Source organism: Pseudomonas sp. SWRI22 (assembly GCF_014268395.2).
Lineage (GTDB): Bacteria > Pseudomonadota > Gammaproteobacteria > Pseudomonadales > Pseudomonadaceae > Aquipseudomonas > Aquipseudomonas paracarnis.
The window spans coordinates 988,293-1,007,651 of the sequence record NZ_JABWQK020000002.1; the positions used below are offsets into that span (position 1 = coordinate 988,293).

The 19,359-nt window shown below is 57.9% G+C and carries 23 protein-coding genes; 22 read left to right on the forward strand and 1 reads right to left on the reverse strand.

Annotation, left to right across the window (positions count from 1 at the left end):
- Nucleotides 1–6 precede the first annotated feature (6 nt).
- The 18 genes from HU730_RS21975 to HU730_RS22060 all read left to right on the forward strand — a co-directional run bounded on the left by HU730_RS21975 (nucleotide 7) and on the right by HU730_RS22060 (nucleotide 12,508).
- Nucleotides 7–1,215: a phage portal protein gene (locus tag HU730_RS21975; protein ID WP_170058970.1), complete on the forward strand. Its 1,209-nt coding sequence runs from the start codon at nucleotides 7–9 to the stop codon at nucleotides 1,213–1,215.
- Nucleotides 1,202–1,843, forward strand: coding sequence for an HK97 family phage prohead protease (locus HU730_RS21980; RefSeq protein WP_010564188.1), 642 nt, complete (start codon nucleotides 1,202–1,204; stop codon nucleotides 1,841–1,843). Before HU730_RS21975 ends, HU730_RS21980 begins: the two co-directional genes overlap by 14 nt.
- Nucleotides 1,840–3,048, forward strand: a complete 1,209-nt coding sequence (locus HU730_RS21985; protein ID WP_186527118.1) for a phage major capsid protein — start codon at nucleotides 1,840–1,842, stop codon at nucleotides 3,046–3,048. The genes HU730_RS21980 and HU730_RS21985 overlap by 4 nt, the downstream gene beginning before the upstream one ends.
- A 52-nt stretch (nucleotides 3,049–3,100) precedes the next feature.
- Nucleotides 3,101–3,301: a hypothetical protein gene (locus HU730_RS21990; RefSeq protein WP_186527117.1), complete on the forward strand. Its 201-nt coding sequence runs from the start codon at nucleotides 3,101–3,103 to the stop codon at nucleotides 3,299–3,301.
- A complete protein-coding gene (locus HU730_RS21995; RefSeq protein WP_186527116.1) occupies nucleotides 3,302–3,601 on the forward strand; it encodes a head-tail connector protein in 300 nt (99 codons plus the stop codon).
- Between the two features lie 14 nt (nucleotides 3,602–3,615).
- Nucleotides 3,616–3,933 (forward strand): phage head closure protein, encoded by a 318-nt coding sequence (locus HU730_RS22000; RefSeq protein ID WP_254914149.1) that lies wholly within the window; start codon nucleotides 3,616–3,618, stop codon nucleotides 3,931–3,933.
- A gap of 9 nt (nucleotides 3,934–3,942) precedes the next feature.
- Nucleotides 3,943–4,113: a hypothetical protein gene (locus HU730_RS22005; protein WP_186527114.1), complete on the forward strand. Its 171-nt coding sequence runs from the start codon at nucleotides 3,943–3,945 to the stop codon at nucleotides 4,111–4,113.
- 3 nt (nucleotides 4,114–4,116) lie between these two features.
- The gene (locus HU730_RS22010; protein ID WP_186527113.1) at nucleotides 4,117–4,620 is read left to right on the forward strand and encodes an HK97-gp10 family putative phage morphogenesis protein; all 504 of its coding nucleotides are present in this window, start codon (nucleotides 4,117–4,119) and stop codon (nucleotides 4,618–4,620) included.
- Complete coding sequence (locus tag HU730_RS22015; protein WP_186527112.1) at nucleotides 4,613–4,999, forward strand: DUF3168 domain-containing protein; 387 nt, start codon at nucleotides 4,613–4,615, stop codon at nucleotides 4,997–4,999. Before HU730_RS22010 ends, HU730_RS22015 begins: the two co-directional genes overlap by 8 nt.
- Before the next feature lie 55 nt (nucleotides 5,000–5,054).
- The gene (locus HU730_RS22020; RefSeq protein WP_038449260.1) at nucleotides 5,055–5,555 is read left to right on the forward strand and encodes a hypothetical protein; all 501 of its coding nucleotides are present in this window, start codon (nucleotides 5,055–5,057) and stop codon (nucleotides 5,553–5,555) included.
- 39 nt (nucleotides 5,556–5,594) lie between these two features.
- A complete protein-coding gene (locus HU730_RS22025; protein WP_186527111.1) occupies nucleotides 5,595–5,924 on the forward strand; it encodes a hypothetical protein in 330 nt (109 codons plus the stop codon).
- A gap of 92 nt (nucleotides 5,925–6,016) precedes the next feature.
- Nucleotides 6,017–6,175 carry a hypothetical protein gene (locus HU730_RS22030; protein ID WP_189673539.1) on the forward strand — a complete coding sequence of 53 codons (159 nt, stop codon included), beginning with the start codon at nucleotides 6,017–6,019 and terminating at the stop codon, nucleotides 6,173–6,175.
- A 41-nt stretch (nucleotides 6,176–6,216) separates the two neighbouring features.
- Entirely contained in the window at nucleotides 6,217–6,552 is a 336-nt protein-coding gene (locus HU730_RS22035) for a hypothetical protein (RefSeq protein WP_138739195.1), read from the forward strand.
- Between the two features lie 55 nt (nucleotides 6,553–6,607).
- On the forward strand, nucleotides 6,608–10,036 hold the full coding sequence (locus HU730_RS22040; RefSeq protein WP_186527109.1) for a tape measure protein: 3,429 nt from the start codon (nucleotides 6,608–6,610) through the stop codon (nucleotides 10,034–10,036).
- Nucleotides 10,036–10,386 carry a phage tail protein gene (locus tag HU730_RS22045; RefSeq protein ID WP_186527108.1) on the forward strand — a complete coding sequence of 117 codons (351 nt, stop codon included), beginning with the start codon at nucleotides 10,036–10,038 and terminating at the stop codon, nucleotides 10,384–10,386. Before HU730_RS22040 ends, HU730_RS22045 begins: the two co-directional genes overlap by 1 nt.
- Nucleotides 10,387–10,434: 48 nt before the next feature.
- Nucleotides 10,435–11,139 (forward strand): phage minor tail protein L, encoded by a 705-nt coding sequence (locus HU730_RS22050; RefSeq protein ID WP_186527107.1) that lies wholly within the window; start codon nucleotides 10,435–10,437, stop codon nucleotides 11,137–11,139.
- A 2-nt stretch (nucleotides 11,140–11,141) separates the two neighbouring features.
- Nucleotides 11,142–11,924: a Mov34/MPN/PAD-1 family protein gene (locus tag HU730_RS22055; protein WP_186527106.1), complete on the forward strand. Its 783-nt coding sequence runs from the start codon at nucleotides 11,142–11,144 to the stop codon at nucleotides 11,922–11,924.
- The gene (locus tag HU730_RS22060; RefSeq protein WP_057977709.1) at nucleotides 11,921–12,508 is read left to right on the forward strand and encodes a tail assembly protein; all 588 of its coding nucleotides are present in this window, start codon (nucleotides 11,921–11,923) and stop codon (nucleotides 12,506–12,508) included. The genes HU730_RS22055 and HU730_RS22060 overlap by 4 nt, the downstream gene beginning before the upstream one ends.
- 1 nt (nucleotide 12,509) lies before the next feature.
- Here HU730_RS22060 and HU730_RS22065 read toward each other — a convergent pair whose 3' ends face one another.
- Nucleotides 12,510–12,890: a hypothetical protein gene (locus HU730_RS22065; protein ID WP_186527105.1), complete on the reverse strand. Its 381-nt coding sequence runs from the start codon at nucleotides 12,888–12,890 to the stop codon at nucleotides 12,510–12,512.
- A 120-nt stretch (nucleotides 12,891–13,010) separates the two neighbouring features.
- Here HU730_RS22065 and HU730_RS22070 point away from each other — a divergent pair, with 120 nt between their 5' ends.
- The 4 genes from HU730_RS22070 (at nucleotide 13,011) to HU730_RS22085 (ending at nucleotide 19,328) form a co-directional block, all read left to right on the forward strand.
- On the forward strand, nucleotides 13,011–16,943 hold the full coding sequence (locus tag HU730_RS22070; RefSeq protein ID WP_186527148.1) for a phage tail protein: 3,933 nt from the start codon (nucleotides 13,011–13,013) through the stop codon (nucleotides 16,941–16,943).
- A gap of 327 nt (nucleotides 16,944–17,270) precedes the next feature.
- The gene (locus HU730_RS22075; RefSeq protein WP_052199982.1) at nucleotides 17,271–17,966 is read left to right on the forward strand and encodes a hypothetical protein; all 696 of its coding nucleotides are present in this window, start codon (nucleotides 17,271–17,273) and stop codon (nucleotides 17,964–17,966) included.
- Nucleotides 17,967–18,014: 48 nt separating this feature from the next.
- Nucleotides 18,015–18,773 (forward strand): hypothetical protein, encoded by a 759-nt coding sequence (locus tag HU730_RS22080; protein WP_186527104.1) that lies wholly within the window; start codon nucleotides 18,015–18,017, stop codon nucleotides 18,771–18,773.
- Entirely contained in the window at nucleotides 18,774–19,328 is a 555-nt protein-coding gene (locus tag HU730_RS22085) for a tail fiber assembly protein (protein ID WP_186527103.1), read from the forward strand. It abuts the gene before it with no gap.
- Nucleotides 19,329–19,359: the final 31 nt, after the last annotated feature.

Consider the following 19,359-nt stretch of genomic DNA (forward strand, 5'->3'; position numbering starts at 1 on the left):
CTCACTATGGCTTCTCGCTGGTACAACCCGATGAGCTGGAGTTTCTTCGGCTTCAATGATCCAAAAACAGGCCAGTACATCGAGGTCAATAACGAGATCGGTGGTCAAACGCGCTCGGGTGAAGTTGTCACACCCAAGAAGGCAATGGCGATTCCCATTGTCTGGTCCTGCGTAAAAATACTCAGCGAGACAGTGTCGGGGCTTCCCCTGAAGCTCTACGACGATCTCCCGGCGGGGCGAGCTCTTGCCAAAGGTAACAGCCGTGCGGCGCGCTTACTGGCTAAGCCAAACCCGTACATGACAATGCTCAACTTCATCAAAGCGATCATCGTCAACATGGCGCTGCGCGGGAATGCTTTTGCACTGATCGAGCGCAACGATGCAGGCGAGTTCATCGGTTTTATTCCGCTGGGCGCCGACTCTGTCGAGGTGAACACCGACGATGACTTGATTTACTGGGTGACCTTGAAGGGCGAACGATTTCCGGTATCTCCGGAGTTCATGTTGCACTTCAAGATATTCAGCGCGGATGGAATCAACGGGTTGTCCCCGGTTGAGTTTCAGAAGGAAGCGATGGGCCTGGCAAAAGCGGCTCAGAGTTGGTCGTCGCGGTTTATGCGCAAAGGCGGCTTCACCGGCGGGTACGTCATCTACGACAACTTCTTGACTGCGGAACAGCAGGCGCAAGTCCTCGACAAGTTCCCAAAGATTCGTGATGGGGATGTAGAGGACATCGGGAAAATGGGGCTGCTTCAGGGTGGCCCGAAGATTGTCCCTGCCGGCATGACGCAGAAAGACAGCCAATTCATTGAGTCTCAGCAGTTTCAGGAAGAAGCCCTTGCGGGAATCTGGGGCGTGCCGCTGTACCTGGCCAACCGCGCCGGCAAGACCTCGATCATGGGCTCCAACCTGGAGCAGCAAACCAGCGGTTTTATTACCTTCGGCCTCAGTCCCTACATCAAGGCGATCGAGGACGAGATCAACGACAAGCTCTTTGGCGGCACGACTCAGTTCGTCGAGTTCGTGGTGGAAGGCATTCTGCGGGCTGACAGCGCTGGTCGGGCCACCTACTACGGTAGCGCCCTGGGCGGCTCTGGCGGATCCGGCTGGATGACCATCAACGAAGTTCGGCGCAAAGAAAACCTTCCTCCGCTGGTTGGCGAAGAATACGACCGGGTCACCCGGTGGGAGATGCAGACAAATGTCAAAGATTGAAGTCCCGTTTGAGCTGAAAGGGATGGACGACGCGGGCAACTTTGAAGGCTATGCCGCGGTGTTCAATAACATCGATCTGGGTGACGACGTGATCCTGCCCGGCGCATTCACGAAGGTGAAGACGACTCGCGGGGGCCGCCTGAAACTGGCGCTGTTTCATGATCTGACCCGGCTAGTGGGCTCTGCGGCGTTCACCCAAGACGATCATGGCCTTTACCTCAAAGGCAAGATCAACCTGGCCGTGAGCTATGCGCGTGACGCATACGAGCTCATGAAGGAAGAGACGCTGGACAGTATGTCCATCGGCTTCAACACCATCAAAGCCACGTTCGAAGAGCGTGATGGCCGCACTGTGCGGCTGATCAGTGCTGCTGAACTGTGGGAAGCCTCAATCGTGCCTTTCGGCATGAACCCAGAGGCAAAGGTTACCGACGTGAAGTCGGATATCAGACTTTTTGAAGCAGCCCTGCGCGAACGCATGGGGCTCTCGCAAAAGGAGGCGGCAGCAGTCGCCTCGCTCGGCTATTCCGCCGTACACCGTGATGGTGGGACGGCGGCCACGGCGATCGTGGATGAGCTGAAAGAAATATCCAACCTGTTCAAAAACCAATTTGGAGTTCAGCCATGACCGCTGATGTTAAAGAAATTCGCGAAGCCCTGGAAAAACAACTCTCCGAGGGCTTCGGCGGGCTGCAAAAAAAATATGACCATGTGTCGGCGGAGCTCGAAAAGGGCAACGCTGCAACCAATGACATTAAGTCTCAGATCGAAAACCAAAAGGGCGAAATCGAGCGCGTCATCGAGCAGGTGCAGAAGCTCGAAGAAAAGGGCGTGCGTCTACGTTCTCACGGCGGCGAGCAGAAGGGCTTTATCGACTTCGTCAAAGGCAACGACGATTACAAAGCGCTGCTCGACAGGAAGCAGGATCGCGCCGAAATCGAAGTTACCAAATCGGCAATGGCGACCATGTCCGAGGTCAAGGTGACCAGCGCGGGTCTGGTGGCGCCTCAGTACGATCCAATCATTCAGGACAAGCCACGTCAGAACCTGGTGATTCAGGATCTGATCCCGTCGACGCCGGTCACGGGCACTTCCTTCACTTACTTCAAGGAGCTGCTGCACACCCTGGGTGCTGGCATGGTCGGCGAAGGTGAAGCGAAGCCCTCCAGCGACGTGACCTTCGAAGAAGCCACCGACACCATCAAGAAGATCGCTGTTTGGATGCCGGTAACCGACGAGGCCCTTGACGACGTGCCGCAGCTCTACAGCTACATTCAGGAGCTGCTGCGCTACGACCTGAAGCTGAAGAAAGAAGGTCAGATCCTCAAGGGTGATGGCATCGGCAAAAACATGAACGGCATCATGACTCAGGCTACTGCTTTCAACGCGGCGCTGAGCAAGGCGAATGATACGGCTATCGACACTGTCCGCCGCGCCCTTTATCAGGTTGGCAGGCAATCGAAGCGTTCGGCCGATGCCGTGGTGATGACTGATCTGGACTGGATGAACATCGAGTTGGAAAAGGACGCCCAGAACCGCTATCTGTTCGCCAATCTGCAGGGTCTGGTTACTCCGATCCTGTGGGGGCGCCCGGTTGTGGCCTCCGACAGCATGGACGAAGGCGATGGCACAACCACTGGCGGCGAGTTTCTGACGGGTTCTTTCGCGCAGGGTGCGCGGATCTATGACCGCATGGCGTTCACCATCAAGGTCGGCATGATCAACGACGACTTCATCAAGAACAAGCGCGCCATCTTGGTCGAGGAACGTTTGGGTCTGGCTGTACGTCGTCCTTACGCCTTCGTGAAGGGGCGCTTCAAGCCTCAGGCTTGATTTTGTCGAATTGATCCCGGGGCCTGACGGCCCCTTTTTTGTGGAGAACGTTATGAAAGTCAAAGTTCTGTGGGGCTTCGAAGGCGATCCTGACAAGGTCAAAGTGAACAACGGGCGAGTATCTGCAGGTGAGGTCATCGGCCTGGACGATGAAGAGTACGCCCATTGTTTGATCGGTAAGGGGCTTGCCGCGCTCGATGACGGTACCGCCCCGAAATCCAACAAGCAGTCCAAGCCAAACGAGACCAAGTAAATGATCGACCTGGTGCGCGTGAAGTTTCACCTGAAGGTGGACGGCGACGAGGAAGACACGCTCATCACCGGTTACTTCGAAGCCGCCAAGTCCCATGTCGCTATGCATTGTGACCGGGAGTTGGTCGAAGGCTCACCGGTTGGGCCAGAGCAGATGGGGTTCACCTCGGACGTTGAGCAGGCAGTGCTGCTGCTCGTGGGCCACTGGTACGCCAACAGGGAAGCTGTGGCTGTAGGCACAATCGCCACCGCCCTTCCGCTCGCAGTCGAAAGGCTGCTCTGGTACAGGAAGCGCTTCTGATGAGAGCAGGCCCAATGCGTCACCGCTGCGCACTTCAAAAAGAGATGCGCACGCCCAACGGTTCCGGTGGTTATGTCGTTACCTGGACCGAAATCGGAAAGCTGTGGGCTGAGATAACGCTGCCAACTGGACGCATTACCCCTGTGGCGGAGCAACTGAAGGTCGTAGTCACCGCAGAGATCCGCATCCGCCCGCGTGCCGATGCCGTCGCCGGCAATCGCCTTGTTAACAGGGTGAAAGGCGTCACCACCACCTACCTGATCGGCGCTGCGCTGGTCGACAACGAGAACAGCATGCTCCGGCTGTTGTGTTCCAACGTACCCAACCCATAGAGGTGAGTCATGAAAGTTATTGCCCTGGGAACCCTGTCCGGCGCCACAGGCGATCGGGAGAAGGGTGAAGATTTTGTGGTCGACGCCAAGCTTGGCGCTGACCTGGTGGCACGTGGCCTGGTAGAGGAAGCTTCTGTTCCCGCCACAGCGACTGAAAAGGCCACCAAGGCCAAGGAGTAGGCCATGGCTGCCCGCCGCTCACGCATGTCCGGCGACTTCAAGTTGCGCCGGACGCTACGCAACATCCACGCGACCATGGATAACGAGTTGGCGCCGGTGATGCGCGACAGTGCTGAGCGCATTCTTTCCACCATGAGGAACCTGATCCCGAAAGACACGGGCGCGGCGGCTGCTGCGCTGAAGGTGTTTGTGTCCAAAAGCGGGCTTGATGCGCAGATCGGCATCCGTGGGAAGAGGGACAGCAACCGTTTTTTCTACCTGAAGTTCGTTGAATACGGCACCAAGGGGTATTCAGGCACCAAGCGGTCTGGTGGGCGAAACCGGCGCCCGACCAACAAAAGCGATGGTGCCGATTTCTTTGGCAAATACCCAGATATCCCGGCGCGCCCGGCGCATCCATGGCTTCGGCCCGCGAAGGACGTGAACCGGGAATATGTGATCGCCAACATTCAGGCCGCAATAAGTCGGACTCTCAGCAAGGCAAGCAAGGGGCTATCCAATGGCTGATCCATCTGTTGCGCTGCAGAAGGCGCTGTTCACCAGGCTTGCGGCTGAGGTTTCATGCCCGGTCTACGATGGTGCCCCCTTGGATTCTCCAATGCCTTACGTCTCTATTGACCGGGAGATATCCGCCAACGCCTCGCCCATCTCGGGCAGGAAGCGTGAGCAGCGCCTGGTCTACCTGTCGGTCTGGTCGGATGCCCACGGCCAAGCCGAGGTGAAACGCATCCTCGGTGAGGTTGTGGCCGCCCTGGACGAGCGCCGCCTGCCGTTGACCGTTGGGCGCGCTGTATCGGTCCGTGTCGAGCAAGCCGACGCCCAGCGCGATGCTGACGGCGTTACGTATCAAGGATCGGTCACGGTCCGCGTCATTACCACGCACTAAACCCAACACCCGGCCGCACCGCGGCTTTATCCAATGTGCCCTTGGAGGAACCCCCATGGCCGAAGACAACCTCAATACAGCCGCCGGCTGCCGGATCGGTATCGGTAGCAAGAACGGCGCGGACACTGAAGCGCTTTACAAGGCAGACACCTATGTCGATATCGGCGAGGTGGAAGACTTGGGCGAGTTCGGCGACACGTTCAGCTCTGTGACATTCACGTCGTTGCGCGATGGCCGCGTGCGCAAGTACAAGGGTACCGCTGATGCTGGCGACCTGACCCTGGCTGTTGGTCTCGACAACGGCGACCTGGGCCAGGCCAAGCTGAAGATCGCTCACCGGGATCGCAGCAAGGGCGATTACAACATCAAGATCACCCTGAACGATGGCGATCCAGATGCCACTCCGGCCGTGCTGCCGACCACGTTCTACCTGCGCGGCAAGGTGATGAACAACACCGTAGCCGCCGGCGCTGCTGACAACGTGGTTCGCCGCAACGTCACCATCGGCATCAACTCCGACATCCTGGAAATCCTCCCGGCGCCCGTCACCCCTTAAACATAGGGGCTCCGGCCCCGAACCCAAAGGATTCGACACATGAGCAAAACCCTTTACGGAACCGTCGACATCAAGCTTGGCGACGAGACCTATACCCTGACACCCACGCTCGGCGCCGTGCGTGCGATTGAGGCCCACTTCGGCGGCCTGCGCGGTGCGTCCCAGGCCATCAATGCATTGAGCATCGACGGTTGCGCCGTGATCATCGCCGGCGGCGCTGGCTTGAATGGCAAGGCGGCCGAGACCGTGGCTGAGCAGGTGTGGCAGGCGGGCGTGTTGGATGTGTCCGTGCAGCTGAACGCCTACCTGGTAGCGCTCTACAACCCGAAAGGGCCTGATGCGGGAAAGGAAAAGCCGGCGGCGGCGTAAGTGCTGTCGAGGACGGCAGCTACGTCGACCGGCTCTATGCGGTGGCCACGGGGTGGCTGGGTTGGTCGCCAGACCTGGCCTGGTCAATTCCGATGCCCGAACTGTTCCTGGCCATGGACGCCAAGATCGAGTGGGCGCAGATGACCAACCCGTTTGGCACCGGCAAGACAAAGACCAAGACCGACAAACCTTCGCCGTCGAGCGTAGCGGATAAGCTGCGGCAGGCGCTCACGGGGAGGCAGTCATCGTAGCATTTTGATAGTCTTCTCCGATTAAACGCGAGGGATTGGGAATGCAAAAGCTGATGATGGTTGTTCCGTTTTTTTTGTTGCTGGCGGCTTGTGGCCAGTCCGAGGCCGATAAGGCCAGGAGCAAGGCCGAGATGGCTGAAATACGATCTCAACGTGTTGCGAGAGAGTTCGTGTCCGGGGTCTTGAAAGATCCAGAAAGCGCTGAATTTCGTAATCAGAAAGGTTTTTGCGGCGAGGTGAATTCGAAGAACTCCTTCGGGGGGTATGCCGGCTTCAAGAGATTCATCGCGGCGTCTGAGGAAATGGTGGTGTTTGCGGGTGATGATCGCATGACCTCGACTGACTTTGAGCAAGCTTGGTCACAGTTCTGCCGCTAATTTTTTTCAATTTCGCTACCCGCTCCGGCGGGTTTTTTTATGTCTGGAGAAAAGCATGGCCGATACCGACGTACAGGGGATGCTGGTACGCATCGAAGCGACCACGGCCCAGCTGCGTCAGGAGATGGCGCGCGCAGACTCCAGCGTAGGCATGGCATCGGGAAAGATTGATAAGAGCCTAGGGAGAATCGACAGCGCTTTTGATCGTGTTGGCGAGCGGGCTCTCAACGCGTCAGGGTTGATCAAGACGGCCCTGGCAGGAGCTATCGGCGCGGCTGGTATTGGAAAGATCATTGAGGCCGCCGACTCCTACGGGCAAATGTCCGACCGTATCGGCATGGCCACATCCAGTGTTGCTGAGTACGATCTGGTCCAGCAACGTCTTCTGGATACAGCTAAGCGCACCTATCGACCGCTCGCCGAAGCACAAGAACTCTACATCAGGACTTCGGGAAGCCTGAAATCTATGGGCTATAACACCAGCCAGGCGCTGGATGTTATGGACAGCTTCAGTTTCCTTTTGGTGACCAACTCGGCATCAGCTGATAGAGCAAAATCCGCTATTGACGGTTACTCAAAAGCGCTGCAAACAGGCAAGGTAGATGCTGATGGTTGGCAGGCGATGCTCGCCGCTATGCCCACCATCGTAGAAACCGTCTCCACGTCAACTGGCAAATCCGCCGAAGCGATTCGCTCTCTTGGTGCGGACGGCAAGCTTGGTCTTGATGTACTTACGAAAGGTTTGCAAAAGGCCGCTGAGGCCAATGGGAAGCTCGCTGACAGCATGACGGTCGCAGTCCGTGATGCGTTGCAAAATCTGACAAATGCCTTCGACGTATATGTCGGGCGCCTGGACGAAACTACCAATTTTACCGGTGTTCTCGGAAACGCTATTGGCGCGATAGGCGACAATTTTTCAACCTTGGCAGATGTGTCGATCATCGCCGCGGTTGCTGCTCTTTCTCGATACGGTGCAATGGCCGCCTCATCGGGCGCGGCGGCTGTTTACTCGTCGCTCAAGGATGCGGCAGCGAGAAAGGCCCAAGCGACATCGGTCTTGCTGGTTGCGCAAGCGGAGCAACAGAAAGCGCAGACATCGGTGTTTCTGGCTGAGAAAGAAGCTATCGCCGCGCGAGGCACCGCCGTACAAACTCAGATGTCCCTCCAGCTCGCAGAGGCCAGGCTCGCAGAAACGCGCGCAACCAACGCAGTAGCTGTAGCGCAGTCGGGTGTCAGCCGGGCCGGCCTTGGCTTGGTCGGAATGCTTGGCGGTCCTGTTGGCATCGCTGCGCTTGCCGTAGGCGCGGCCACTGCATTCCTTACTTTGCGCGACAATACCAGCGGACTTGAGAAGAAACTGGGCGATCTCGGCGACCCGATTGATAAGCTCGTTGAGAAATTCAACAAGCTCAACAGGGCGACGCAGTCTGTCACCCTTCGGGAGCTCAAGGCTTCCATTGAGGATGCTGAGAGCGATCTAACTACCGCGGCGGGCTCAATCGCTTTTGAGTTTCAAAGCAGCCTGACAAACGCCGGCCTTGCTGGCGCCTCCGGCTTCATGGCCGGCATAGCTCCGCTGCCGCCTGAATTCCAGTCGGCAATGGAAATCATCAAGAAAGCGTCCTCTGATCAGTCGGCCGGTATGGTTGTCGACTGGAAGTCGGTGGCGGATCAAGTGCGCGTGGTGCCCGGCGTCACTACTGAGATGGCAGACGCCCTGGAGAAAAGTGGTGGCGCTGCGGCTGAGAATGCCGAAAAGGTTTCCCAGCTTAAAGCGGCACTTACTGCGCTCACCGGCCAGACCGATGAAGACACACGCGCCCAGCTGGAGAACGCTGCCGCCAAGGCTGCGGCCGCAGGTATCGGGCAAAAGTATCTGGAGCAGTTGCAAAAACAAATCGCTGCCGCTCAAGATAAAACCGCTCTTGAAGCTGCCAATCGGTTTATTGCTGAAAATAAAGATCTCACTGAAGGGATGATCGTCGCAATCCGTCGCGCGGCCGCCGCGAAGGATGCGCAGAAAGCCTCTGATGACGCCGCTACCAAGGCCGCCCGGAAGAACGCCACCGAAGGGCAATCGGCCGCTAAGCAACAGCTCAAGTCGTTTGACACCGCAGAGGAAGGTTACAAGCGCCAGATCGAGCTGATCAACACCACCGGTGACAAGCAGAAAGACGCCACCGAGGTGATGAAGCTTTCCTTTGAGCTGCAGGAGGGGAAGCTCGGCAAGCTGAGCGAGGCTCAAAAGAAAAAGCTTATGGGCATGGCTGCCGAGCTGGATGCGCTGAACAAGCTGAAGAAGGCAAACGAGGATGACCTGAAGCTGACGGCGTTCAGGAATGCCCAGGGCGTCGGCACTCAAACCATGAAAGATGGGTTTGATCAGGAGCTGAAAGGCGTAGGAATGGGCGATAAAGCCCGGGACCGTATGCGCGCTGATTTGGCGCTTCAGCAGAAGTACGCGGCCGATGTCGCCAGCCTTAACGAACAGTTGCAGGCGAAAAGCATTGATAAGTCGCTTTACGATCAAGAAACGGCTGTCCTCGAGGAGGCGCTGGCCGAGCGGCTCATTGCGCAAGAACTGTATTACCAGGCTGTCGACGAGCAGCAAACCAATTGGATGAACGGCGTCAACGAAGCTTGGGCAAACTACGCAGACGCAGCGCGGGACTATTCGGCCCAGGCCGCAGACCTCACCAATACAGCGCTGCAAGAAGGGACCAGTGGACTGGGAACCTTCTTTTCTGACGTGGCCAGCGATGCGGAGGATGCCGACGACGCTCTCGGCGACATGGTCGGCAACTTCGCCAAGTCGATGCTCAAGGCGCTGGGCGACATGGCGGCGCAATGGTTGATCTATCAGGGCATTCAGTTGCTTGTGGGCAAGACCACCCAGGCGAGCGCTGCCGGGACTTTGGGTGCCAATGCGCAAGCCATGTCCCTGACGGCAGGACTTAACGCCTATGCCGCCACTGCGGGCATCCCCATCATTGGCCCTGCGGCCGCTCCGGCGGCAATGGCTACGGCCATGGCTGTTACCGGGCCTTTGGCTTCGGCTGTTGGTATGACTGCGCTTGCAGGTATGGCGCACGACGGTATCGACTCGGTTCCTGAGGATGGCAGCTGGTTTCTGCAAAAGGGCGAGCGGGTTACTACTGCTCAAACCAGCGCGAAGCTGGATGCAATGCTGTCCAGGATAGACAACGGCCTGAGCGGCGCACAGCCACAGGCACAGATCGGAGTTGGCAGCCTGGAGTCGATCGGCAATGGAAGGGTCGCCCTTGCGGGGACGTCGCCAGCCTCGGCCCCAAGCGCCCCAACACAGATCGTGTTCAACGCGCCAATCAATGTGCAGGCCCAACCGGGCATGACAGATCAGGAAGCAGCGCGCCAAGGACAGGCAATGTCTTCTGGGCTGGAGGCTCAGTTCGGGAAATTCCTTGATCGTGAAATGGGCCAGGGCGGCCGGCTGTGGAGGCGTTGATGGCTGAGACATTTACTTTTGACGTTGAGGTCGGCGCCGACGGCGATGTCAGCCAGCGCACTTGGGAGAACGAGTTCGGTGACGGCATGGCCCAGGCCGGCGGGATCGGCATCAACACCAAGAGCCAGATCTGGAACCTGGTGCACACCGGTGAGGATCTGCCGGGCGAGGAGTTGCCCGAGTTGCTGGCGTTTCTGGATCGGCACGAAGGCTACAAGGCCTTTCGCTATGCGCCGCCAGGCGAGCCGGAAGGCTGGTACCGTGCGAACGGATACAAGAAAAAGGCGCTCGGCGAAGAAATCTACACCGTCACCTTCACCGTTAAACAGGTGTTCAATCCCCGAATTTAACCCTCACCAAGCCCCGCCAAGTGCGGGGTTCCTTGTTTCTGGGGTCCTATGAATTACAACACCGATATTCAAAAGCTCGAGCCAGGTAACCAGATCAGGCTGTACGAACTGGACGCTACGCGCCTGGGCGCTACGGTTTGGCGCTTCCACGGCCACGCCCATGAGGGCGACATCGTCTGGCAGGGGCAGCTGTATTCGCCACTCCAGATCGAGGCCAAGGGCTTTGATATTCGCGGCGATGGCCGCCCAGCGACACCGACGCTGCAGGTGGATGACGAGCTCGGCGGCGTGCGCGGAGCGATTACCGCTCTTTGCTTCCAGTTCCGCGACCTGGCCGGTGCCAGGGTCAAAGTAATCGAGACGTTTCGCCACTTCCTGGATGCCGCCAACTTTCCCGACGGCAACCCGGAAGCCAGCGATCAATCGAAAACGAACCTCTGGTTTATCGAGCAGAAGACCGAGGCGTTGCCGAGCATCTCGGTCACGTTCTCGCTGTCGAGCCCTACCGATATGGAAGGGCAAATGCTCCCTGGCCAGCAGATAACCAAGCTCTGCAGGTGGGCCTGCCGTGGCGGGTACCGGCAGGAGGCTTGCGCCTACACAGGAGCTGCGATGTTCGATAAGAAGAACCAACCCACCGACAACCCCGCGCTCGACCGCTGTGGGGGCTGGTGGAGCAGTTGCAAGATCAGGGGCAACACCCGCCGGTTCGGTGGTTCCATGGGCGCAAGCCTCATCGCAAGTTCGAGGTAGTCATGCGCATCAATCAGAAACTGCAGAACGAGATCCGCGCACACGCCGAGCGGGCTTACCCGTCCGAGGCTTGCGGGGTGCTGGTGAAGTCTGCCGAGGGCCGCGAGTATGTGCCTTGCACGAACTTGGCCACAACGCCGCGAGAACACTTCCAGATCGATCACAAGGACCTGGCCCGCGCCGAAGACCGCGGGGAAGTGCTGGCGATCATCCACAGCCATCCGGATAAAGCGCCGAGACCCAGCATGGCCGACCGGGTCAGCTGCGAGTTGCACGAACTGCCCTGGGGCATCGTCGGCTGGCCTGGCGGTGACATTGAGTGGTTTAAGCCGTCCGGCTTCCAGGCGCCGCTGCTGGGCCGTGACTTTTCCCATGGCCTGCTTGATTGCTGGGCAGCTTGCCGGGACTGGTACGCCAGGGAGGGGGGCCTGCAGTTGCCGAACTTTGAACGGGCCGACCTATGGTGGGAATGCAAGGACGGCCCGAGCCTCTACGAGGACAACTTTGCGGCCACCGGCTTCTACCAGGTCAACGAGGCAATGCGCGGCGACATGCTTGTGTTGCAGATCCCTACGCCCGGGCGGGAGTGCTATTTCCCTAACCACGCCGTGATTTATCTGGGTGATGAGCCTGCGCTGCTCAGTGAGCCGGCGCCGAAGCTCGGCGGGTCAGGCCCGTTCATTTACCACCACATGCCCGGACGCCTGGCTGCCCGTGAAGTCTACGGCTGGTCGATGGCGAACAGGGTGAAACTGATCCTGCGGCACAAGGACTACCGCCCATGACCATGCGCACTATCAAGCTCGGCGGGGTGCTGGGCAAAAAGTTCGGCAAGGAGTACCGCCTTGATTTGAACGGTATTCATGACGCCACTGCGGCGCTGTGCGCGATGAAACCCGGCTTCGAGAAGTTCATGCGGACCGCACACGAGCGGGGCCTGGTCTTCGCTGTGTTTGTTGATGAGCGGAACGTCAGCGCGCAGGAGCTTGAGCTTGTCGGCCGTGCCGAAGGCGATATTCGCATACAGCCGATTATCCAGGGCAGCAAGCAGGCTGGCATGTTTCAGACATTGCTCGGGGTGGTGCTGATCGTGGCCGGCCTGTTTACAGGTGGTACTTCGTCTGCGCTCGGCATGGGCCTTCTGGCCGCCGGCGCTGCCGTGGGGCTAGGCGGTGTTGTGCAGATGCTCTCGCCTACCACCAAGGCAACCGCCGAGGGCAAGAACGACGACGGCAACAACCCGAGCTACGGCTTCGGCGGCGCGGTGACCACAATTGCCCAGGGCAATCCCTACCCATTGCTATACGGTGAGCGCGAGATCGGTGGCGCCATCGAATCTGGCGGGGTCTACACGCAAGACAACATCTGATTCAGCCCTTTAGACCGTTTTTGTTTCTGTTGGATAACCCCGCTTTTGAATCATCGTTATTGTCAGCCGAATCAGGGGCAGCTTGCATCATAGCTTCAAGTTCTAGGACAGCTTTTAGCCTCCCAACTGCTTGCGCTGCAAGCTCTGTCTCCACGACAAATACATGCTCTTCCGCAGTCAGGGTCTCATGCAAAATTTTCATTCTGGCTATAGAAGCGTTGGTTTGATGCACATCTTTAAAGTGCTGCAAAGAAAGTCTTCCCGCTTCTTCGCTATCGCAGGTGCAGTGCAGAAAGTCACCTTCTTTTACATACCAAACCTGTTTCGTGCCTTGTGGCTGAGTAGCTAGATCTAGTGCTTCTACGTGGAATAAGTCGGTCATATCAGCGCTCCTTGTCATGGGTTTCTTGTATATCAAAGATATGTAGCAAAGCGAAACAATCGAGCAAGTTTGCATATTTTTGCAGCCCGCCTTGGCGGGTTTTTGCATTATGGAGGGCGCATGAGCGCAGCAGCAAAGAAGACGTCCCGCGCCGCAGCGCGCACTCGCCGCGCCGTGATCGGCAGCAAAGGCGGCCAGGCCAAAGAGAAAAAGCCAAGCATTGCGCAGAATAGCGTTCCTTCGATCTCTACCGCGCGCATCCTCTACATGTGGAGCTGGGGACCAATTGTTGGCCCGGTTGATGGCCTGCGCTCGATCAAGCTGGACGGCACCCCAATCCAGGGCCCGGACGGCACATTGAACTACCCTGGCGTCAAATGGCAGTTCCGTAACGGTGAGCTGAATCAGGCTCGTCTGGAAGGCAACACCGAGTCCAGCAACGAGATCGACGTCAAGCAAGAGCTGATCTTTGGCACTCCCTGGCTGCACAGCATCACCAACCCGGTACTCGACGCGGTGCGCCTGCGCCTGAGCTGGCCAGTGCTTCGCAGCCAAGATGCAGCCGGCAACATCAACGGCGTGCGCATTGATTACGCGGTGGATATCTCTACTGATAATGGCCCCTACCTAGAAGCGCTGGTCTCGTTTGTCGACCGGAAGAACGTTACCGAGTACGAGCGAGCTCATCGGCTTGAGCTTCCCACCGGCAACCGTTGGACAGTCCGGGTGCGCCGCCTGACTCCGAATGCCAACTCCGACCTGGTGTCCGATCAGATGGTGGTCAAGGCCATCGCGGAGGTGGTCGATAGCGATCAGGAATATCCGCTCACCGCTGTAAGCAGCATCGAGTACGACGCCCAGACCTTCGGCGGCGACATCGCCAAGATTGCCGTGCTGATGCGCGGGCGCATCATTCGGGTTCCCACCAACTACAACCCGGAGACACGCACGTACTCAACATCTGGCACGGGTACGAGCAACGGCATTTGGGATGGCACCTTCAAAGAGGCCTATACCAACAACCCTGCGTGGATCTTCTACGACCTGGTGCTGCACCCGTACTACGGCCTCGGCGACCGCATCGACGCGACAATGGTTGATCGCTGGTCGCTCTATCGCATCGCGCAGTACTGCGATCAGATGGTGCCGGACGGAAAGGGGGGCATGGAGCCGCGTTTCACCTGCAACCTGTACTTCCAGAAGCAAGCCGAAGCTTATGCAGTGCTCCAGGACCTGGCCTCGATCTTCCACGGCCTGGCCTACTGGGACGGCAGCCAGATCGTGGTCAACGCCGATATGCCGGGCGACCCGGTGTTCACCTACAACCAGACGCAGATCCTGAACAACGGAGCCATTAAGTACGAGGGCACCCGGGCGCGGGACCGGCACACGCTGTACATGGTCGGATGGGACAATCCAGACCAGGGCTTTGAAACGGACAAAGAGCCTGTCTTCGACGATGAGGCAATGATCGAGCTTGGCGGTATCGTGCGCGAAACCACGGTTGGCGCCATTGGCTGCACATCCCTGGGTCAGGCGCAGCGCGCAGGACAGTGGGCGGCGCTGACCGAGAAGCTACAAACACAGGGCGGAGTGTTTCGTGTCGGCCTTGACGGTGACATTCCCAAGCCTGGGCAGGTCATCGCGGTGGCCGACCCCATGCTGGTGGGCCGCAAAAACGGCGGACGTATTGCCGCAGCAGCGGGCCGGTTGGTCACTCTGGATCGCGACACTGTGGTGCCGGTCGGTGCCCGCTTGATGGTCAACCTTCCCAGCGGCAAGTCAGAGGGCCGGGTGGTCAAGTCTGTGGCAGGGCGAGATGTGACCGTCATGGCCGACTTCAGCGAGCAGCCGCAGGCGGAGTGCGGGTGGATTCTCGACTACCAAGACTTGAAGCTGATGCAGTTCTATGTACGCAACGTCACGCGGCCGGAGTGGCACCAGTTCCAGCTCGAGGTGATCCAGCACGACCCGAGCAAGTTTGACGCTATCGACAACGGCGCCGTAGTGGATCCTCGCCCAATCACTGGTATTCCGATTGGCAGCCAGGACGCACCGGCCCGCGTCATGCTCAGTCAGCACGTCGTGATTGAGCAGGGCATCGCCGTCACGGTGATGTCGATCGCCTGGGATGCAGCGCCAAACGCTGTGGCTTATGACGTTGAATGGAAGTGGGGCGCCCGGGAGTGGATCAGGGTTCCGCGTACCGCCGAGCAGATGGTCGACGTCCGCGGTATTTACTCGGGCCAGTACATGGCCCGGGTGCGGGCGGTTAGTGCGCTCAACGTTTCGTCGATTCCGGCAACCTCTGCGCTGACCAACTTGGAAGGCAAAACCGGCCTGCCGCCGGCAGTGTCGTTCCTTACCACCAAAAGCCTTGTGTACGGCATAGGCATTCAATGGGGTTTTCCACCAGGCGCAGAGGACACCGAGCGCACGGAAATCTGGTACAGCCAATCGGCTGACCGGGCGACCGCGATAAAGCTGAGCGACTTTAGTTACCCGCAGGCCAAGCACGAGATGCACAGCCTGCTGGCAGGGGCGAGTCTGTTCTTCTGGGCGCGCCTCGTAGACCGGACTGGCAACGTTGGCCCGTTCTTCCCTATACCCGGCGCCGTCAATGGCCAGGCCAGTTCTAAACAGAGCGATTACGAGGCGTACTACGCTGAGAAAATCGGCAAGGGCGCCCTGTACCAGAGCCTGCGTGAAGAAATCGAGCTGATCACCGGCGACGGCCCTGGCTCAGTAAATGAACGCCTCGAGGAAGCCAAGCAGGAGCTGAAAGACCTGATCGACCAGGTGAACGACGCACTCGCCTACGACCCTGCGAAACCTTATCTGAAGGGCGACATTGTCCGACTGGATCAGCGCCTCTACCAAGCGAAAGGCCCTGTGCCTGCGGGAAAAACGCCGCCCGACGTGACGTACTGGATAGATATCGGCACTATCCTTGAGACCACTGATGCATTGGTGTCCCAGGTCCAGATCATCGAAACCAAGATCGAGGAAATCGATGGCAAGGTGTTGGCCACAGCCACCTCAGTTGAGGCGTTGCGCTCAGCTGCTCGTGGTGATGACGGCGCCGGCGATCTTGCAGACGCAGTCAGGGGCTGGACGTCAACAGCTGATCTTGCTGTAGAGCGTAAAACCCGAGCCAGCGAAAACGATGCAATGGCTCAGCAGCTGCTAAACCTGGGTGCCCAGGTAGGTGACAACAAGTCGTCACTTACTGTACTGGAACAGGTTGTTGCATCGAACCGCGAGACGTCCGCAGCGCAGATCACCAAACTGAACAGCGATCTGTCTGCGGTCGATGAAAAGGCGAGCGGCACTGCTCAAGCGCTCACCAGCCTTGACACAAAAGTCACAAACCTGGATGGGAAGATCACATCCCAGGCGTCGAGCAATGAGGCGCTGCGGGCTTCCGTTCGTGGGGACGATGGCTCTGGTGATCTGGCTGGCGCGATCAAGGCATGGGAGTCAACCGCCAGCTTTGCAGCTGAGAAGGTTGTGCAGGCGAGTGCAAACGAGGCGTTGACCAAAACTACGGAAACGCTGCAGTCGAGCATTGGACAGACGAGTGCGTCGGTGCAAACGGTAAGCGAGACGGTTGTCCGGCTGGACGGCAGAGTATCGGCACAGACCACCATGAAGGCTCAAACCATCGTAGATGGCAGAAAGGTTGTGTCCGGCCTGGCGTTCGGTTCGAACGGAGAGCAGTCGGAGTTTCTGATCTTCGCTCAAAGGTTCGGCGTCGTTAACGAGATAGACGGAAAGATCGACCCGATGTTCGTCATTGAGAACGGCCAAGCCGTATTCAATACGGCGATTATCAGCAAGGCGATCATTCAAGAAATTGTTCTGGGGATGGTGCTTCGCTCTCCGGCGGTGGACTCGCTTGGGCGTCCACTGCTGGAAATCAATATTCCCGCTGGCACCTTCACGTTGCGAAGCGCGGGCACTGGTGGTTCATCGCTGCTCAACAACGACGGATTGACGGTGTTTGATGCAGGTGGGGTCGACCGCGTATCGGTCGGGAGACTTTCGGTATGACTTTCGGTATGCGGATCAAGGGGCCTACAGGCGTCGTTGAACTTGATGAAACGTCATTCACAATGAGGGTGGTGTACTCCGAAATAATAACCCCTCAAACTTGGGGGGCGAAGTTTATAGATATAGCGATTCCCGGAATTAACCCTCAAAACGCCGCCGCTTTTCCTACGCCAGTTCAGGCAGTCAACTCGCTATCCGACGCGCAGGTAGAGCCAGAGATTCTAAATGGTGCGGTACGGGTATGGAGAACCATCAAGGGCGATCCATACAATACATCTACCATAACAATTACAAGGCAGCGACTGACAGTCGTAAGGTTTAAATGATATGGCAGAATCGTATGGCCTCATATTTAAGTCTGGTGACGATAATCGAGTAGTAATTGATTCGGAGTATTCGAGGCTCGTTGTTATGTACAAGGGTAGGTACGTTGGAACCGAGGAGGGTGGTAACTCCTCTTCAACCTATTTCCCATCACCCATCACAACCCAAGAACAGCCCCTTGTTTTCATTCGTCCTGATAGTGCAAACGGCATCATTGGCATGAGCAACCTTGAAATATTTGGATCTGCGGGTAACTGGACGGGGTTCAGGGTTCGTATTTTCAATATGTATACGATCAAGCCAGTGGGGCGATGGTTCGTTGCTGGGTACGTGGCCCAGCCATTAGCTATTTTTGGTGTGAGGCTTCGTGATGCAAGTCGCAAAACGATTTTCGATTCAGGTACACCCGCCGCTCAGTTTGTCAGGGCTAGCAATACTTGGACTTATGCCGGGAGCGGCACTACTGGGCAAGGTGTGTCAATAACGTACTTTAATTCACAGTTTAATCTGAATGAAGACGAGTACATGCTCATAAATAATCTATGTATGCAGGCGGTAACAATTGGCTCTGGTACAGCTAATCGCCAGATTGCAGCTATGTGGAACTATCCAAGCAGAATTCTCACTCTCGGTATGATTGGGGTGCAGAACGCGATTGTCACAGGCGTAACTGTGATGGTTGGTAGGGTTTCTCAGTAGCGCCAGACGGTAAGTCATATATTAACTAGAAAGTTTTGGAGAGTGACTATGGCTTCTTGGTTTTCAGAAGGGACCGTTAACGTTACGAACGGCAATGCCGTTGTAACTGGCGTCGGTACGAAGTTTTCTAACTGCCGGTCTGGCGACATGTTTGTCGGTCCAGACAACGGCATCTATCAGGTAATCAACCCGTCGAGCAATACCTCTGTCTCGATCTCTCCAGCGTACCGGGGCGCCACCTCAGCGGGCGCCGCATATGGAATCGTGCCCGTGAATGGGTACCCAAAGGCCCTGGCCGATGCGGTCAACCTGATGGTTCAGCAGTGGGGGGCGACATTGGCGGGCCTTGGTACGGTCTCCACTCAAAACACTGTACCTGTAACCATGGGGGGCACCGGCGGCACCACCCCAGCTGCGGCCCGAGCTGGGCTTCAGTTGGGTAGTGCGGCTGTGGCTTCTATCGGCTACGAGAACGGCAACGTCGCAGATGCTTATGCGACTGGCAGAACACGGACGAGCGTAGTTCAAAGTTGGCTGACCAATCCTGTGCATGGTCTTGACCCCAACCTCTATCCGCCAGGGTCTCCTAGCATGCCCTCCGGCGGCACGGGCTACTGGTACAAGCAGATTTTCCGTCATTCGGACGGCTCTAACAGACTGACAGTCGCGTGGCCGTACGGCCTGGCTGGTAACACCGGCACTATCAAGTTTCAGTCTATTTACGATGGCGCCACAACACCCTGGCTTGAGCTATACCACACCGGAAATACCACTCGCGCCGCTGACGGCACACTCAAGGCTATCTAAATGACAACTCGCGCAGCAGTAAACATTCTCGGTGCTGACGGTGCCGTTATTGATGTCACCTCCCTGGGTGCTAACACCATCACCACCCAGCACCCCGGCCCTGGCCAATACCTGGTGCACGGAACGCTTGGCATGGTTCCGCCGCCAGAAGGCTGGGGTTATGTGTTGAATCAGGTCGATGCGTCTTGCTCGGTAGCCATAAATTACAACGACGGGGTGCTGGCCGTAAGCGTGGCGAAAGATGGCGAGCCCGCCGACTTGGCGCACAGCATCACTCTGCATGTAGCCGTGGATTCATTGCCAGTGCAGGTGGTTCCTGAGCTAACAGCGCCTGAAGCCGACCCCATGGAGACTGCTTTTGCGGAGATCACCCGCTTGCGGGCCGTCGCAGACTATGCGATCGCACCACTCCAGGACGCCGTAGATGTCGACGAAGCCACGGACGCAGACCTCGCCGCACTCAATTCCTGGAAAAAGTACCGTGTTGCGCTGAGCCGCGTTATTGAGCAGCCGCAGTTCCCGGATGCCATTGAATGGCCCGTAGTGCCCGCGTGATTGTCATCGGTCACCGCCGCCCGCCTTGAGC

Bases quoted from the DNA above. Each gene is read 5' to 3' on its own strand.
- HU730_RS21975 (WP_170058970.1), top strand. From the start codon at position 7: ATGGCTTCTCGCTGGTACAACCCGATGAGCTGGAGTTTCTTCGGCTTC.
- HU730_RS21980 (WP_010564188.1), top strand. From the start codon at position 1,202: ATGTCAAAGATTGAAGTCCCGTTTGAGCTGAAAGGGATGGACGACGCG.
- HU730_RS21985 (WP_186527118.1), top strand. From the start codon at position 1,840: ATGACCGCTGATGTTAAAGAAATTCGCGAAGCCCTGGAAAAACAACTC.
- HU730_RS21990 (WP_186527117.1), top strand. From the start codon at position 3,101: ATGAAAGTCAAAGTTCTGTGGGGCTTCGAAGGCGATCCTGACAAGGTC.
- HU730_RS21995 (WP_186527116.1), top strand. From the start codon at position 3,302: ATGATCGACCTGGTGCGCGTGAAGTTTCACCTGAAGGTGGACGGCGAC.
- HU730_RS22000 (WP_254914149.1), top strand. From the start codon at position 3,616: ATGCGTCACCGCTGCGCACTTCAAAAAGAGATGCGCACGCCCAACGGT.
- HU730_RS22005 (WP_186527114.1), top strand. From the start codon at position 3,943: ATGAAAGTTATTGCCCTGGGAACCCTGTCCGGCGCCACAGGCGATCGG.
- HU730_RS22010 (WP_186527113.1), top strand. From the start codon at position 4,117: ATGGCTGCCCGCCGCTCACGCATGTCCGGCGACTTCAAGTTGCGCCGG.
- HU730_RS22015 (WP_186527112.1), top strand. From the start codon at position 4,613: ATGGCTGATCCATCTGTTGCGCTGCAGAAGGCGCTGTTCACCAGGCTT.
- HU730_RS22020 (WP_038449260.1), top strand. From the start codon at position 5,055: ATGGCCGAAGACAACCTCAATACAGCCGCCGGCTGCCGGATCGGTATC.
- HU730_RS22025 (WP_186527111.1), top strand. From the start codon at position 5,595: ATGAGCAAAACCCTTTACGGAACCGTCGACATCAAGCTTGGCGACGAG.
- HU730_RS22030 (WP_189673539.1), top strand. From the start codon at position 6,017: ATGCCCGAACTGTTCCTGGCCATGGACGCCAAGATCGAGTGGGCGCAG.
- HU730_RS22035 (WP_138739195.1), top strand. From the start codon at position 6,217: ATGCAAAAGCTGATGATGGTTGTTCCGTTTTTTTTGTTGCTGGCGGCT.
- HU730_RS22040 (WP_186527109.1), top strand. From the start codon at position 6,608: ATGGCCGATACCGACGTACAGGGGATGCTGGTACGCATCGAAGCGACC.
- HU730_RS22045 (WP_186527108.1), top strand. From the start codon at position 10,036: ATGGCTGAGACATTTACTTTTGACGTTGAGGTCGGCGCCGACGGCGAT.
- HU730_RS22050 (WP_186527107.1), top strand. From the start codon at position 10,435: ATGAATTACAACACCGATATTCAAAAGCTCGAGCCAGGTAACCAGATC.
- HU730_RS22055 (WP_186527106.1), top strand. From the start codon at position 11,142: ATGCGCATCAATCAGAAACTGCAGAACGAGATCCGCGCACACGCCGAG.
- HU730_RS22060 (WP_057977709.1), top strand. From the start codon at position 11,921: ATGACCATGCGCACTATCAAGCTCGGCGGGGTGCTGGGCAAAAAGTTC.
- HU730_RS22065 (WP_186527105.1), bottom strand. From the start codon at position 12,890: ATGACCGACTTATTCCACGTAGAAGCACTAGATCTAGCTACTCAGCCA.
- HU730_RS22070 (WP_186527148.1), top strand. From the start codon at position 13,011: ATGAGCGCAGCAGCAAAGAAGACGTCCCGCGCCGCAGCGCGCACTCGC.
- HU730_RS22075 (WP_052199982.1), top strand. From the start codon at position 17,271: ATGGCAGAATCGTATGGCCTCATATTTAAGTCTGGTGACGATAATCGA.
- HU730_RS22080 (WP_186527104.1), top strand. From the start codon at position 18,015: ATGGCTTCTTGGTTTTCAGAAGGGACCGTTAACGTTACGAACGGCAAT.
- HU730_RS22085 (WP_186527103.1), top strand. From the start codon at position 18,774: ATGACAACTCGCGCAGCAGTAAACATTCTCGGTGCTGACGGTGCCGTT.